This window comes from Tissierella pigra, assembly GCF_009695605.1.
Lineage (GTDB): Bacteria > Bacillota > Clostridia > Tissierellales > Tissierellaceae > Tissierella > Tissierella pigra.
Genome location: NZ_VUNQ01000069.1, coordinates 1 through 15,119, shown reverse-complemented (window position 1 = coordinate 15,119; position 15,119 = coordinate 1). Strand labels below are relative to the sequence as shown.

Genomic DNA, 15,119 nt, shown 5'->3' with positions numbered 1-15,119 from the left:
ATTCTATTTCAGAACAACAGACGTAACAGGCGATATCAAATTAGAAGAAGGCGTAGAAATGGTAATGCCAGGAGATAATGCAAAATTCACAATAGAATTAATTACTCCAATAGCAATAGAAGAAGGATTAAGATTCTCAATTCGTGAAGGCGGAAGAACAGTAGGTTCAGGAGTTGTAACTAAAGTTCTTGCATAATAAAAAAGACTAGGTCTTTTGACCTGGTCTTTTTTCTGGATAAAGTTAGAATAATACTTTAATAAAAAAGGAATAATGTTTAAAAGAAAGTTATATAAAATTGATTTGAGCTATATGGTTTGAAAAAAAGTTATATTATAATGCTTTGATAGAAACTTTTTTTATTGACATAGTTTTTAATTTATGATAGTTTATATTAGTAACGTTGTTAAAGATGGGGAAAAGTACCCGAAAGCGATAGCTTAACATATATATAGCGTTTGTAGGAGGTGTTTTAAGTGAGAGATAGAGTCACATTAGCTTGCACAGAATGTAAACAAAGAAATTACAATACTACTAAGAATAAGAAAAACAATACTGAGAGAATTGAACTAAAAAAATATTGTAAGTTCTGCAAAAATCATACTGCTCATAAAGAAACTAAATAATACTATAACAAGGTAAGGATGTGAGTGTTATGACAGCGCCAACAGGCACAAAAAAAACAAAGATGTCCACCTACTTCAGAGGCGTTAAATCTGAAATGAAAAAAGTAATTTGGCCTAGTAAAAAAGAATTAATAAACTATACAGGAATAGTTATAATGATTAGTGTTATTGTAGCTATTATTGTATGGGTACTAGACTTAATAATACATGGTGGTCTTCAATTTATAATTTAGTTACAAGAGGGAGGGAAGGAACAATAGGTTCCTGAATTTATGACGGAGAAAAGTAGGGAAGAAAGGGCTATGGATGCAAGATGGTATGTAGTCCATACTTATTCAGGTCATGAAAACAAGGTTAAGGCTAACCTTGAGAAGATGGTAGAGAATAGAGGTATGAGAGATGATATATTTGAAGTAGCTGTGCCTACTGAAGAATATATGGACAGCAAGGGCGGGAAGAAAAAACTTAAAGAAAGAAAACTTTTCCCTGGATATGTTCTTGTGAAGATGATTATCAATGATGAATCATGGTACTTAGTTAGAAACACAAGAGGAGTTACAGGATTTGTAGGACCAGGTTCTAAACCAGTTCCGTTGACGGACATAGAAGTAAAGGCATTGGGAGTACAGGAAGCTATATTGCCTACAATGGATTTAAATGTAAATGATGTAGTAAAAGTATGCTCAGGTCCTTTTGAAAACTTTATGGGAAATGTTGACAGTTTAAATGTGGAAAAGAGAAAAGTAAAAGTTTTTGTATCCATGTTTGGAAGAGAAACACTAGTTGAATTGGATTTTGACCAAGTTGAAAAGTTATAAGTTTTTAAAAGCAAAATGCTTTTTAAATATATATAATTAAGTGGGAGGGTTTTATCCCGCCAAACCACAAAGGACACGAGGAGGTGGAAGTATTATGGCAAAAAAAGTTATGGCTTTAGTTAAATTACAAATTCCAGCTGGTAAAGCAACTCCAGCCCCACCTGTAGGAACTGCATTAGGACCTCATGGAGTAAATATTATGCAATTTACAAAGGAATTTAATGCTAAAACTGCAGATCAAGCAGGAATGATAATACCAGTTGTTCTTACTGTTTATCAAGACAGATCTTTTTCTTTTATAACAAAAACACCACCAGCTGCAGTATTAATTAAAAAAGCTGTAGGTATAGAATCAGGTTCAGCTGAACCAAATAAGAAAAAGGTTGCTAAACTTTCTCAAGCTAAGGTTAGAGAAATAGCTGAATTAAAAATGCCAGATTTAAATGCTGCTTCAATTGAAACAGCTATAAGTATGATTGCAGGAACTGCAAGAAGTATGGGAATCACTGTAGAAGAATAATTATTAGGAAAATAGTGGGAGGAAATTCCGTTATAACCACAAGGAGGTAAAGTTATGCCAAAAAGAGGTAAAAATTATACAGAAAGTATGAAATTAGTAGATAGAACTACTCTTTATGATGTAGATGCTGCTATTGAATTAGTACAAAAAACAGCAAAAGCTAAATTTGATGAAACTATAGATTTATCAGTAAGACTAGGAGTAGATCCAAGACACGCTGATCAACAAGTAAGAGGTGCTGTAGTATTACCACACGGTACAGGTAAAAGTAAAACTGTACTTGTTATTGCAAAAGGCGATAAAATAAAAGAAGCTGAAGAAGCTGGAGCTGAATATGTAGGTGGAGAAGAATTAGTTGCTAGAATTCAAAATGAAGGCTGGATGGACTTTGATGTAGTAGTTGCGACACCAGATATGATGGGACTTGTTGGTAGAATAGGTAGGATCCTTGGACCAAAAGGATTAATGCCGAATCCAAAGTCTGGAACTGTAACTTTTGAAGTAGCAAAAGCTATCGATGAAATTAAAGCAGGAAAAGTTGAATATAGAGTTGATAAAGCTAGTATTATAAATGTACCTATAGGAAAAGTATCATTTGGTGCAGAAAAACTAACAGAAAACTTCAATGCAGTTATGGATGCTATAATTAAAGCAAAACCTGCTGCTGCTAAAGGAAGATATTTAAAATCAGTTGCTATATCCAGTACAATGGGTCCTGGAATTAAAATAAATGGACAAAAATTAATGGATTAATCTATTGACAATATAATTGTAAAATGATATAATTTTTATGTTAATTAAATAGATGCCGTAGACAGTAGGTACCCAAGGGTTTAAACTCCTACCGAGGTGAGAACGAACTAATTATAAAATTGAAATTAGGGTCTCTCTGTGTCTACGGAGGGACCTTTATTTATTGTCCTATGGGAGGTGAATTCAGTGAAGGAACAAACCCTTCAAGCTAAAAGCCAAAATGTAGAAGAGATTAAAGGAAAGATTAGCAAAGCTCAATCTGTTGTATTAGTTGATTATAGAGGACTTAATGTTGAACAATTAACTGAATTAAGAAGTAGATACAGAAAAGCTGGTGTTGAGTATAAAGTTTATAAGAACACTATGATGAGATTTGCTTTTAAAGATTCAGGTCTTGAAGAATTCGATGAGTTTTTAAAAGGACCAAGCGCTATTGCTTTTGGATATGATGATCCAGTTCAAGCAGCTAAAATTACAGCTGATTTTGCTAAAGAGCATGATAAACTTGAAATAAAAGCTGGTGTTGTAGATGGTAAAATAATAGACGTTAATGGTGTAAAAGATTTAGCAGATCTTCCACCAAGAGAAGTACTTATTGCACAAGTACTTGGAGGATTTAATGCACCAATTCAAGGATTTGCTAATGTACTTCAAGGTACAATTAGAAGCCTTGCAATTGTTTTAAATGCTATTCAAGAAAAGCAACAAGCCTAAAAAAATAAAATTACTGTGGAGGGATATATAAAAATGGCAAGTGAAAAAGTATTAAATTTAATCGAAGAAGTTAAAAATTTAACTGTATTAGAATTAGCGGATTTAGTTAAAGCATTAGAAGAAGAATTTGGAGTAAGTGCATCTGCACCAATGGCAGTGGCAGCAGCTCCAGCGGCAGGCGGAGCAGCAGCTCCAGCAGCAGAAGCAAAATCAGAATTTGATGTTATCTTAGCATCAGCTGGTGCAGAAAAAATCAAAGTTATCAAAGTTGTTAGAGAAATAACTGGTTTAGGATTAAAAGAAGCTAAAGAATTAGTAGATGGAGCTCCAAAGCCAATTAAAGAAGGTGCTTCAAAAGAAGAAGCTGATGATATTAAAGCTAAATTAGAAGAAGTTGGAGCACAAGTAGAAGTAAAATAATTATAGTTAATAAAAAAGGCTTTCAAATTTAAAGAAAGCCTTTTTTACATTTATACATAAGAAATGCCTTGACATAAGAGCTATATTATGGTAATATATCTAAATGCTAATAGAGAAAAATATTGTCTATTGTATAAAATTACAATTAATTGACAATATTATAATATATTTGTTTTGAAAAAGATTTACCAAAAGTATTTAATGCTTTTGGATATTTTAGTTTAATAAGGGGTGAATTTTAATGGTACATCCTGTAACTTATGGAAAGCGTGTTAGAATGAGTTATTCACGCATTGACGAAGTATTAGATTTGCCTGATCTAATTGAGGTACAGAAATTTTCTTACCAATGGTTTGTAAATGAAGGGCTAAGGGAGGTCTTTGAAGATATTTCCCCAATTCAAGATTATACTGGAAACTTAATACTTGAATTTGTTGACTATCATATTGGAGAAAATATTAAGTATGAAGAAGATGAGGCTAGAGAAAGAGATGCTAATTACTCGGCACCGCTAAAAGTGAAGGTAAGACTTATTAACAAAGAAACTGGTGAGGTAAAAGAACAAGAAGTATTTATGGGTGATTTACCTTTAATGACTGATAAGGGTACCTTTATTATTAATGGTGCTGAAAGAGTTGTTGTTAGCCAGTTAGTTAGATCTCCTGGTGTTTATTTTGTAGAGGAAATAGACAAGACAGGGAAAAGATTGTATTCTTCTACACTAATACCTAATAGGGGAGCTTGGCTAGAATATGAAGCGGACTCTAACGATATAGTATATGTTAGAGTGGATAGAACAAGAAAAGTACCTATTACAATTTTATTGAGAGCATTGAAGTTACAAAGTAACTCTGAAATCATAGAGGTACTTGGTGAAACCGAACAATTGTTAAATACCTTGGAAAAGGACAGTACTACTAATGAAGAAGAGGCATTATTAGAAATATATAAGAGACTTAGACCTGGAGAGCCACCTACTGTGGATAGTGCTAGAACTCTTATTAACAACTTGTTCTTTGATCCTAAGAGATATGATTTAGCTAGGGTAGGAAGGTATAAGTTCAATAAAAAATTAGCTTTATATAATAGGATATATGGTAAAAGAGCTGCTAATGATATTCATAACCTTGAGACTGGTGAGATTTTGGTGTCACAAGGAGATAAGATCACTAGAGATCAAGCTATAGAAATTGAAAATAGTGGTATAAATGTAGTTGATATATTATTAGAAGATGGAAAAACCATAAGAGTCTTAGGAAATAATTTTGTGGATTATAAAGCTTTTGATTTACCTTTCTCAATAGAAGAATTTGGACTTAAAGAAAAGGTATACTATCCTCTTATGAAGGAATTAATAGATACCTATGAAGACCAAGAAGAATTAAAAGTTGCTATAGGTGAAAGAGTAAAAGAATTGTCACCTAAGCATATAATCATAGACGATATAATTGCATCTGTAAATTATGAATTCAATTTGTTCTATGGTATAGGTGGAACTGATGATATAGACCACCTTGGAAATAGAAGATTAAGGTCTGTAGGAGAATTATTGCAGAATCAATTTAGAATAGGTCTAGCTCGTATGGAGAGAGTAGTTAGAGAAAGAATGACAATACAAGATATTGATGTGGCTACTCCTCAAGATCTTATAAATATAAGACCTGTTGTTGCTTCAATTAAAGAATTCTTTGGTAGTAGCCAGTTATCTCAATTCATGGATCAAACCAATCCACTTGCAGAATTAACACATAAAAGAAGAATGTCAGCCTTAGGACCTGGCGGACTTAGTCGTGACAGAGCAGGATTTGAAGTAAGAGACGTTCACCACTCTCACTATGGTAGAATGTGTCCTATAGAGACTCCTGAGGGACCTAATATAGGGCTTATAACATCACTAACTACTTATGCTACTATTAATGAATATGGATTTATAGAATCTCCTTATAGGAAAATCCAAAAAGGTGAGGGCAGAGTAACAGGTGTAATTGATTATTTAACTGCGGATGTGGAAGACGAGTTTATCATAGCTCAGTCTAATGAGAAGCTTACAGAAGATGGAAGATTTGAAAGTGCGAGAGTTGTAGCAAGGGGAAAAAATGGAGTAATAGATATATTCCCAATTGAAGAAGTTGATTATATGGATGTTTCTCCTAAACAACTTGTATCAGTAGGTACTGCCATGATACCATTCTTGGAGAATGATGATGCCAACAGAGCACTAATGGGAGCTAACATGCAGAGGCAAGCTGTACCACTTCTAAAAACAGAGTCTCCTATTATTGGAACTGGAATAGAATATAAGGCTGCAAAAGATTCTGGAACAGTAGTATTGGCACATAATTCAGGAGTAGTATTGAAAGTAAGCGCATCTGAAATATTAGTAAGAAAAGATGAAGATAATAAGGTAGAGAAGTATAAGCTGCTGAAATTTAAAAGATCTAACCAAGGAACAACCATTAACCAAAGACCTATTGTTGAAGAAGGAGAAAAGGTTGTTAAAGGTCAGGTAATAGCAGATGGACCAAGTACAAATTTAGGTGAAATAGCTTTAGGTAAAAACATATTAATCGCTTTCATGACATGGGAAGGTTATAACTATGAGGATGCTATTTTAATAAATGAAAAATTAGTAATGGACGATGTTTTAACATCTGTTCATATTGAAGAATACGAATCAGAAGCAAGAGACACTAAGCTAGGGCCTGAAGAAATAACTAGAGACATTCCTAATGTGGGAGATGATATGTTAAAGGATCTAGATGATAGAGGCATCATAAGAATAGGTGCAGAGGTAAAGCCAGGAGATATTTTAGTTGGAAAAGTGACTCCTAAGGGAGAAACTGAATTAACTGCTGAGGAAAGATTACTTCGTGCTATATTTGGTGAAAAGGCTAGAGAAGTAAGAGATACTTCCTTACGTGTTCCTCACGGTGAAGCTGGTATTATAGTGGATGTAAAGATATTCTCTAGAGAAAACGGAGATGAACTTCCACCAGGAGTTAATCAAATGATCCGTGTATATATAGCAACTAAGAGAAAGATAAACGTTGGAGACAAAATGTGTGGACGTCATGGTAACAAAGGGGTAGTATCTAGAATAATGCCAGAAGAAGATATGCCTTACTTACCAGATGGTACACCAGTCGAAATAGTTTTAAATCCTCTAGGAGTACCATCTCGTATGAACTTGGGTCAGGTTTTAGAAGTCCACTTAGGGCTTGCGGCTAAGAAATTGGGGTGGCATGTTGCTACACCAGTATTTGATGGAGCCAATGAAGAAGATATTATTCAAGCATTGAGAGATGCAAACTACCCAGAAACTGGAAAAATATATTTAAGAGACGGCAGAACTGGAGAGGCTTTCAATAATCCAGTAACTGTAGGATACATGTATATGTTAAAACTTCATCACCTTGTTGATGATAAGATTCATGCTAGGTCTACTGGTCCATACTCTCTAGTTACTCAACAGCCATTAGGTGGTAAAGCACAATTTGGTGGACAAAGATTTGGAGAGATGGAGGTTTGGGCACTTGAAGCATATGGAGCTGCTCATACATTACAAGAGATATTGACAGTTAAATCTGACGATATTGTAGGTAGGGTTAAAACCTATGAGGCCATTGTAAAGGGAGAAAATATACCGGAGCCAGGTATTCCTGAATCCTTTAAGGTTCTAATAAAAGAACTTCAAAGTTTATCATTAGATATTAAGATTTTAACTGAGGAAAATCAGGAAATAGAAATTCAAGAATCTGCAGATGATGAATTTTCAGATTTAGAGAATATAGGTGAAGAGTTAACTGGAGAAAAAGTATTCTCAAACAATGAAGAAAGAGAATATGAAGATGAGGATGAAGAGGAGGTAAAATCAGAAGAAGATGATTTGCCTACTGGATTTATCCTAGAAGAAGATAGTGAAGAAACAGATTTAGATATTGATTTGGATATTGACGAAGATGAAGAATATGAAGAATATGATGATTTTTAATTAATTCCTCGGGCTTATGCCCGGGGACAATATGAAATTAACATTCTTATATAATTTTATTATAGAAAGGAGAGAATGCTCCTTGTTTGAATTCAATACATTTGATTCAATTAAAATTGGGCTAGCTTCACCAGAGAAAATTAGACAATGGTCTAAAGGAGAAGTAAAAAAACCTGAGACAATAAACTATAGAACATTAAAGCCTGAGAAGGAAGGACTATTTTGTGAAAAGATATTTGGACCACAAAAGGACTGGGAGTGCCATTGTGGTAAGTATAAAAGAGTAAGATATAAAGGTGTAGTTTGTGATAGATGTGGAGTAGAAGTAACAAAATCTAAAGTTCGTAGAGAAAGATTAGGTCATATTGAGTTGGCTGCTCCAGTATCTCATATATGGTATTTTAAAGGTATTCCTAGCAGAATGGGACTCTTATTAGATATGTCCCCAAGATCTCTTGAGAAAATATTATACTTTGCCTCCTACGTTGTTATAGATGGTGGAGATACTTCTCTATATGAAAAACAACTTTTAACAGAAACTGAATATAGGGAAGCTTATGACAAATACGGAAATAAATTCAAAGCAATGATGGGTGCAGAAGCTGTAAAAGCTTTATTGGCAAAGATAGATTTAGATAAGGAAGGCAAGGAATTAAGACAACAGCTAAAAGATGCTTCAGGACAGAAGAAAATAAGAATAACTAGAAGACTTGAAGTAGTAGAAGCTTTTAGACAATCAGGAAATAGACCTGAATGGATGATTTTAGATGTTGTTCCAGTAATACCACCAGATTTAAGACCTATGGTACAATTAGATGGTGGTAGATTTGCTACATCTGACTTAAATGACTTATATAGAAGAGTTATTAACAGAAATAATAGATTAAAAAGACTTCTAGATTTGGGAGCACCAGATATTATTGTTAGAAATGAAAAGAGAATGCTTCAAGAGGCAGTAGATGCTCTTATAGACAATGGACGTAGAGGAAGACCAGTAACAGGACCAGGTAATAGACCTTTAAAATCTTTATCAGATATGCTTAAAGGTAAGCAAGGTAGATTTAGACAAAACTTACTAGGTAAGAGAGTAGATTATTCTGGACGTTCTGTAATAGTAGTAGGTCCTGACCTTAAATTCTATCAATGTGGTATACCAAAGAAAATGGCTTTAGAACTATTTAAGCCATTTGTAATGAAGAAATTAGTAGAAGAGGGTCATGCTCACAATATTAAATCTGCCAAGAGAATGGTTGAAAGAGTAAAACCGCAGGTATGGGATGTATTAGATTCAGTAATAAAAGACCATCCAGTACTTCTAAATAGAGCTCCAACTCTTCATAGACTAGGAATTCAGGCTTTTGAGCCTGTATTAGTTGAAGGTAAGGCTATAAAACTACATCCATTAGTATGTACAGCATATAATGCTGACTTTGATGGTGACCAAATGGCAGTTCACGTACCTTTATCTACTGAGGCACAAGCGGAAGCAAGACTTCTAATGCTATCTACAAATAATATTCTTGCACCGAAAGATGGTAAACCAATAACTACTCCAACACAGGATATGGTTTTAGGAGCTTATTATCTATCAGTTGAATCTCCTGGAGAACCAGGGGAAGGAATGATATTCAAAGATTATGACGAAATGCTTCATGCTTATTACAATGGCTCTGTAGGTCTGCATGCAAGAGTAAAGGTTAGAATGAGACTTAATGAAGATGATAAAGGTCAATTAGTTGAGTCTACAGTAGGTAGATTTATATTAAATGAACATCTTCCTCAAGATTTAGGATTTGTTGATAGAACTAAAGATAAATACTCTTTAGAAGTGGATATGTTAGTAAATAAAAAAGCTTTAGGAACTATTATAGAGAAATGTTTTGCAAAACATGGTAATGCAGTTACTGCAACGGTACTAGATCATATTAAAGAAACAGGATTCCATTATTCAACTTTAGGGGCTATATCTATTTCTATGAACGATATAATTATTCCTGACTCAAAGGGAGAATTATTAAAGAAAGCCCAAGAAGAAGTTGATAAGTTTGAAAGATCATATCGTAGAGGTTTAATATCAGATGAGGAAAGATATGAAAAGGTTATTGAAATTTGGAATAAAGCTACAGATGATTTAACTAGTATATTGATGGACGGTCTAGACCCAATGAACAATATCTATATAATGTCTCTATCTGGAGCAAGAGGTAGTGTAAACCAGATTAGACAGTTAGCAGGTATGAGGGGGCTTATGGCATCTGCATCTGGTAGAACCATAGAAATTCCTATAAAGGCTAACTTTAGAGAGGGATTAGACGTACTTGAATTCTTTATTTCTACCCACGGTTCTAGAAAGGGACTAGCGGATACTGCTCTTAGAACTGCTGACTCTGGATACTTAACTAGAAGATTAGTTGACGTAAGTCAAGATGTTATAGTAAGAGAAGTTGACTGTGGTACTGATGAGTATTTATTAGTTAAACCTTTTACTGATGGAAGAGAAGTAATTGAAGAGTTACATGATAGAATTGAAGGAAGATATGCCTTTGAAGATATATTACATCCTGAAACTGGAGAAGTCTTGGTTAAAGAAAATGAAATAATCTCAAACAGTAAAGCAGAAGAGATTCAAAATCTTGGAATAACAGAAGTTAAGGTACGTTCCGTTTTAGGCTGTCAAGCTAAATATGGAGTTTGTGGTCACTGTTATGGTAGAAACTTAGCCACTGGAGATGAAGTAAATATAGGAGAAGCAGTTGGAATTATTGCAGCTCAATCAATTGGTGAGCCAGGAACACAGCTTACAATGCGTACTTTCCATACAGGTGGAGTTGCTGGAGCAGATATTACTCAAGGTTTACCTAGGGTTGAGGAGCTATTTGAGGCAAGAAAGCCTAAGGGTCTTGCTGTAATTTCTGAAAATGCCGGAGTCGTTAGCATAGAAGAAAGTAAGAGAAAGAAAGAAGTTATAATTACTTCTTCAAATGGAGAATCAATGAACTATAATATAGTTTATGGCTCTAGATTAAAAGTGAGGCCAGGAGATATAGTTGAAGCTGGTGATGAACTAACAGATGGTTCTGTAAACCCTCATGATATTCTTAAAATCAAAGGAGTGCAAGGGGTACAAAATTATTTAGTTAAAGAAGTTCAAAGAGTTTATAGACTACAAGGTGTAGATATTAATGATAAACATATTGAAGTAATAGTTAGACAAATGTTATCTAAGGTAAAAGTTGAAGAAGCGGGAGATACTAATATGTTGCCAGGTTCTTTAGTTGGGGCTCATGATTTTGAAGCAAATAATCTAAAAGCTATTCAAGAAGGATTAGAACCAGCAGAAGGTAAAAAGACTTTACTAGGTATTACAAAGGCCTCATTGGCTACAGACTCATTCTTATCAGCAGCTTCATTCCAAGAGACTACAAGGGTTCTAACACAAGCTGCAATAGAAGGAAAAGAAGATTTCCTTCTAGGATTAAAAGAGAATGTTATCATTGGAAAACTGATTCCAGCAGGAACAGGAATGAAAAGATATAGAAATATAGAAATTTCTGGAGATGAAAATATTCAAATTTTAGAAGAATTAAATGTTGACAGTGAAAATAACTGATGGTAAAATGTATTAGTGTGTAAACTTAGAAAATGCTCTGGATGACATAAAGATTATGTGGGTTTAATATCCACATAATCTTTAAGATGTTTAAAGGAGGAGACGATTTTATGCTATCAAAACTTAATACCGACAAAAAAGTTGTTGGTGCTAAGCAAGTAAAAAGGGCTTTAAACTCTTATGAAATTGAAGTAGTTTTTATTGCAAAGGATGCAGAGAATAAGGTTACAGACGAGATAAAAGAAATTTGCATTGTCAAACACATTGAACTTATCCTTGTGGATAATATGAAAAAGTTAGGCGATGCCTGTGGCATTGATGTTAGTGCAGCAACTGCTGCATTATTAAAATAACATACAAAATAGAAGGAGGTGCCTTGATGCCAACTATTAACCAATTAATTAAAAAAGGTAGAGAGAAAGTTCTTTACAAATCAAAATCTCCAGCTTTAGGAGTAAACTTAAATACTCTTAGAAAAAAGGAGACAGAAGTTAATTCACCACAAAAAAGAGGGGTATGTGTTGCTGTTAGAACAGTTACACCTAAGAAACCAAACTCAGCTTTGAGAAAGGTTGCAAGGGTAAGACTTACTAATGGTGAAGAGGTTGCAGCATATATTCCGGGAATTGGACATAACCTACAAGAGCATAGTGTTGTTCTAATTAGAGGTGGAAGAGTTAAAGACCTTCCAGGAGTTAGATATCACATTGTTAGAGGTACCTTAGATGCTTCTGGCGTTGACAAAAGAATGCAAAGCAGATCTAAGTATGGTGCTAAGAAGCCAAAGGTAAAAAAATAATAGTGCTTAAAATGCAGGATTAAATCCGTTTATATATAATATAGATGCATTTTGGCGCACGACGGTAATTTTAAATTACCGAGTACCAATGAATCAACTTTATATAGTTAAGGAGGGAAGTAAAGTGCCAAGAAAAGGACATATACCAAAAAGAGAGGTTATGCCAGATCCGATTTATAACGATATGGTAGTAACTAAATTAATCAATGGAATCATGTTAGATGGTAAAAAAGGAATTGCTCAAAACATAGTATATGGAGCGTTTGATTATATAGCTGAAAAGTCAAATGAAGATCCATTAGAGGTATTCTATAAAGCTATGAACAATATAATGCCAGTACTAGAAGTAAAGGCAAGACGTATTGGTGGAGCAACTTATCAAGTACCAATAGAAGTAAGAACAGAAAGAAGAGAAACTCTTGGTCTTAGATGGTTAGTAGACTATTCAAGAAAAAGAGGAGAAAAAACTATGGTTGAAAAATTAGCAAAAGAAATCTTAGACGCTTCCAATGGAATGGGCTCAAGCGTTAAGAAAAGAGAAGATACACACAAGATGGCTGAAGCTAATAAAGCTTTCGCACACTATAGATGGTAATATATATTTAAGTAGTATATCGTTGTTAATGTGTGGAGGGGGACCAACAATCAAGAAGAAGGAGGAAAAATTGTGCCAAGACAAATTTCATTGGAAAAAACTAGAAACATCGGCATAATGGCCCATATTGATGCAGGAAAAACAACCACCACAGAGAGAATTTTATTTTACACTGGTAAGATACACAAAGTAGGAGAGACCCATGAGGGTGGAGCCCAAATGGACTGGATGGAGCAGGAGCAAGAAAGAGGAATCACAATTACATCTGCTGCAACAACTTGTATGTGGAGAGAGCATAGGATTAACGTTATTGACACACCAGGACACGTGGATTTTACTGTAGAAGTAGAAAGATCTCTACGTATCCTTGATGGAGCAGTATCTGTATTCTGCGCCAAAGGTGGAGTTGAACCTCAATCTGAAACGGTTTGGAGACAGGCTGATAAATATCAAGTACCTAGATTAGCATTTGTTAACAAAATGGATATTCTTGGAGCTGACTTTTATAGAGCAGTAGATATGATTAGAGAAAGACTTAAAGCCAATCCAGTACCTATACAATTACCAATTGGAAAAGAAGATGACTTTCTAGGAGTAGTTGACTTAGTTAATATGAATGCTAGGGTTTATTTAGATGACCTAGGTGAGAAACTTGAAATAAGAGAAATACCATCAGATATGGTGGATTTAGCTAATGAATATAGAGAAAAAATGCTTGAAAATATAGCAGAACACGATGAAGAGTTAATGATGAAGTATTTAGATGGAGAAGAATTAACTGTTGAAGAAATCATGAGAGGTATCAGAAAAGCTACAATTAGCGTAGGTATGACACCAGTTTTATGTGGTTCTTCATATAAAAACAGAGGGGTTCAGCCTCTACTAGATGCTGTAATAGACTATCTACCTTCTCCAGTAGATATACCAGCAGTAAAAGGTATGAATCTAGACACTGAAGAAGAAGAAGAGAGACTGGCGTCAGATAACGAACCATTCTCAGCATTAGCGTTTAAAATAGTATCAGATCCTTTCGTAGGAAAACTTGCATACTTTAGAGTGTATTCTGGTAGTTTAAAATCAGGTAGTTATGTAAAAAATACTTCTAAAGGCAAAAAAGAAAGAATAGGTAGAATTCTACTTATGCATGCTAATAAAAGAGAAGAAGTGGATGAAGTTTTTGCAGGAGATATAGCGGCTGCAGTTGGTTTAAAGGATACAAGTACAGGTGACACTTTATCAAGTGATGAAAATCCAATAGTGTTAGAAACTATGGAATTCCCTGAACCGGTTATTCACGTTGCTATAGAGCCAAAGACAAAAGCATCTCAAGACAAAATGGCTGCTGCTTTAGCGAAATTAGCTGAAGAAGACCCTACATTTAAAACTTATACTGATGAAGAGACAGGTCAAACAATAATTGCTGGAATGGGTGAACTTCACCTAGAAATAATTGTTGATAGACTTTTAAGAGAATTCAAAGTTGAAGCAAACGTAGGTAGTCCACAGGTAGCATATAAAGAATCTATTCAAGCTTCTGCTGAAGCAGATTCTAAATATGTAAGACAGTCAGGTGGTCGTGGACAATACGGTCATGTTAAATTAAGAGTTGAACCACAAGAACCAGGTAAAGGTTATGAATTTGTAAACGCTGTAGTTGGAGGAGCAATTCCTAAAGAGTATATGAATGCTATAGACAATGGAATTCAAGAAGCCTTAGAATCAGGTGTTATTGGTGGTTATCCAGTATTAGATATAAAAGTTACTGTTTATGATGGATCATATCACGAAGTAGACTCTTCAGAGATGGCATTTAAAATAGCTGGTTCTATGGGTGTTAGAGATGCAATTTCTAAAGCAAAACCAACATTACTTGAGCCGATGATGAAAGTTGAAGTAACTGTGCCAGAAGAGTATATGGGTGATGTTATAGGAGATATAAACTCCAGAAGAGGTAGAATAGAAGGAATGGAGCCTACAAATGGTGTTCAGATAATTAGATCATTTGTACCACTATCAGAAATGTTTGGTTATGCGACTGACCTTCGTTCAAATACTCAAGGTAGAGGATTATATTCTATGCAGTTTGACCATTATGAATCAGTGCCAAATAGTATTGCAGAAAAAGTTACAGGTAAAAAATAATCTATAATTAAGGAGGAATACCGAAATGGCAAAAGCAAAATTTGAAAGAACTAAACCCCACGTAAACATAGGAACAATAGGACACGTAGACCATGGTAAGACAACATTAACAGCAGCTATAACAATGGTATTA

General features: G+C 34.4%; 15 protein-coding genes and 1 other annotated feature. All 15 genes read left to right on the top strand.

Annotated elements, in window-relative coordinates:
- On the top strand, positions 1 to 196 hold a 196-nt coding region (locus FYJ83_RS18400), incomplete at its 5' end, for an EF-Tu C-terminal domain-related protein (protein ID WP_459443307.1).
- Positions 197 to 474: 278 nt separating this feature from the next.
- Complete coding sequence (gene rpmG / locus FYJ83_RS18395; RefSeq protein WP_216584919.1) at positions 475 to 624, top strand: 50S ribosomal protein L33; 150 nt, start codon at positions 475 to 477, stop codon at positions 622 to 624.
- Between the two features lie 29 nt (positions 625 to 653).
- The gene (gene secE, locus FYJ83_RS18390) at positions 654 to 857 is read left to right on the top strand and encodes a preprotein translocase subunit SecE (protein ID WP_154442954.1); all 204 of its coding nucleotides are present in this window, start codon (positions 654 to 656) and stop codon (positions 855 to 857) included.
- 39 nt (positions 858 to 896) lie between these two features.
- Entirely contained in the window at positions 897 to 1,442 is a 546-nt protein-coding gene (gene nusG / locus FYJ83_RS18385) for a transcription termination/antitermination protein NusG (protein ID WP_154442953.1), read from the top strand.
- Positions 1,443 to 1,536: 94 nt separating this feature from the next.
- Positions 1,537 to 1,962: a 50S ribosomal protein L11 gene (rplK, locus tag FYJ83_RS18380; RefSeq protein ID WP_154442952.1), complete on the top strand. Its 426-nt coding sequence runs from the start codon at positions 1,537 to 1,539 to the stop codon at positions 1,960 to 1,962.
- 54 nt (positions 1,963 to 2,016) lie between these two features.
- The gene (gene rplA, locus FYJ83_RS18375) at positions 2,017 to 2,715 is read left to right on the top strand and encodes a 50S ribosomal protein L1 (RefSeq protein ID WP_154442951.1); all 699 of its coding nucleotides are present in this window, start codon (positions 2,017 to 2,019) and stop codon (positions 2,713 to 2,715) included.
- Between the two features lie 37 nt (positions 2,716 to 2,752).
- Positions 2,753 to 2,885 (top strand) — a sequence feature (ribosomal protein L10 leader region).
- A 16-nt stretch (positions 2,886 to 2,901) separates the two neighbouring features.
- Positions 2,902 to 3,429, top strand: coding sequence for a 50S ribosomal protein L10 (gene rplJ, locus FYJ83_RS18370; RefSeq protein ID WP_216584921.1), 528 nt, complete (start codon positions 2,902 to 2,904; stop codon positions 3,427 to 3,429).
- 33 nt (positions 3,430 to 3,462) lie between these two features.
- Positions 3,463 to 3,849, top strand: coding sequence for a 50S ribosomal protein L7/L12 (rplL, locus tag FYJ83_RS18365; RefSeq protein WP_154442950.1), 387 nt, complete (start codon positions 3,463 to 3,465; stop codon positions 3,847 to 3,849).
- A gap of 241 nt (positions 3,850 to 4,090) precedes the next feature.
- Positions 4,091 to 7,840 carry a DNA-directed RNA polymerase subunit beta gene (gene rpoB, locus FYJ83_RS18360; RefSeq protein ID WP_154442949.1) on the top strand — a complete coding sequence of 1,250 codons (3,750 nt, stop codon included), beginning with the start codon at positions 4,091 to 4,093 and terminating at the stop codon, positions 7,838 to 7,840.
- Positions 7,841 to 7,871: 31 nt separating this feature from the next.
- Positions 7,872 to 11,450, top strand: a complete 3,579-nt coding sequence (gene rpoC / locus FYJ83_RS18355; protein WP_195838060.1) for a DNA-directed RNA polymerase subunit beta' — start codon at positions 7,872 to 7,874, stop codon at positions 11,448 to 11,450.
- Between the two features lie 110 nt (positions 11,451 to 11,560).
- The gene (locus FYJ83_RS18350; RefSeq protein ID WP_154442947.1) at positions 11,561 to 11,803 is read left to right on the top strand and encodes a ribosomal L7Ae/L30e/S12e/Gadd45 family protein; all 243 of its coding nucleotides are present in this window, start codon (positions 11,561 to 11,563) and stop codon (positions 11,801 to 11,803) included.
- Between the two features lie 26 nt (positions 11,804 to 11,829).
- Positions 11,830 to 12,249 carry a 30S ribosomal protein S12 gene (gene rpsL, locus FYJ83_RS18345; RefSeq protein WP_154442946.1) on the top strand — a complete coding sequence of 140 codons (420 nt, stop codon included), beginning with the start codon at positions 11,830 to 11,832 and terminating at the stop codon, positions 12,247 to 12,249.
- Between the two features lie 124 nt (positions 12,250 to 12,373).
- Positions 12,374 to 12,844, top strand: a complete 471-nt coding sequence (gene rpsG, locus FYJ83_RS18340; protein ID WP_216584922.1) for a 30S ribosomal protein S7 — start codon at positions 12,374 to 12,376, stop codon at positions 12,842 to 12,844.
- Between the two features lie 72 nt (positions 12,845 to 12,916).
- On the top strand, positions 12,917 to 14,986 hold the full coding sequence (gene fusA / locus FYJ83_RS18335) for an elongation factor G (RefSeq protein WP_216584923.1): 2,070 nt from the start codon (positions 12,917 to 12,919) through the stop codon (positions 14,984 to 14,986).
- Positions 14,987 to 15,011: 25 nt separating this feature from the next.
- A partial coding sequence (locus FYJ83_RS18330; RefSeq protein ID WP_154442944.1) for a GTP-binding protein occupies positions 15,012 to 15,119 on the top strand: 108 nt, incomplete at its 3' end.

Bases quoted from the DNA above. Each gene is read 5' to 3' on its own strand.
- secE (WP_154442954.1), top strand. From the start codon at position 654: ATGACAGCGCCAACAGGCACAAAAAAAACAAAGATGTCCACCTACTTC.
- nusG (WP_154442953.1), top strand. From the start codon at position 897: ATGACGGAGAAAAGTAGGGAAGAAAGGGCTATGGATGCAAGATGGTAT.
- rplK (WP_154442952.1), top strand. From the start codon at position 1,537: ATGGCAAAAAAAGTTATGGCTTTAGTTAAATTACAAATTCCAGCTGGT.
- rplA (WP_154442951.1), top strand. From the start codon at position 2,017: ATGCCAAAAAGAGGTAAAAATTATACAGAAAGTATGAAATTAGTAGAT.
- rplL (WP_154442950.1), top strand. From the start codon at position 3,463: ATGGCAAGTGAAAAAGTATTAAATTTAATCGAAGAAGTTAAAAATTTA.
- rpoB (WP_154442949.1), top strand. From the start codon at position 4,091: ATGGTACATCCTGTAACTTATGGAAAGCGTGTTAGAATGAGTTATTCA.
- rpoC (WP_195838060.1), top strand. From the start codon at position 7,872: ATGAAATTAACATTCTTATATAATTTTATTATAGAAAGGAGAGAATGC.
- FYJ83_RS18350 (WP_154442947.1), top strand. From the start codon at position 11,561: ATGCTATCAAAACTTAATACCGACAAAAAAGTTGTTGGTGCTAAGCAA.
- rpsL (WP_154442946.1), top strand. From the start codon at position 11,830: ATGCCAACTATTAACCAATTAATTAAAAAAGGTAGAGAGAAAGTTCTT.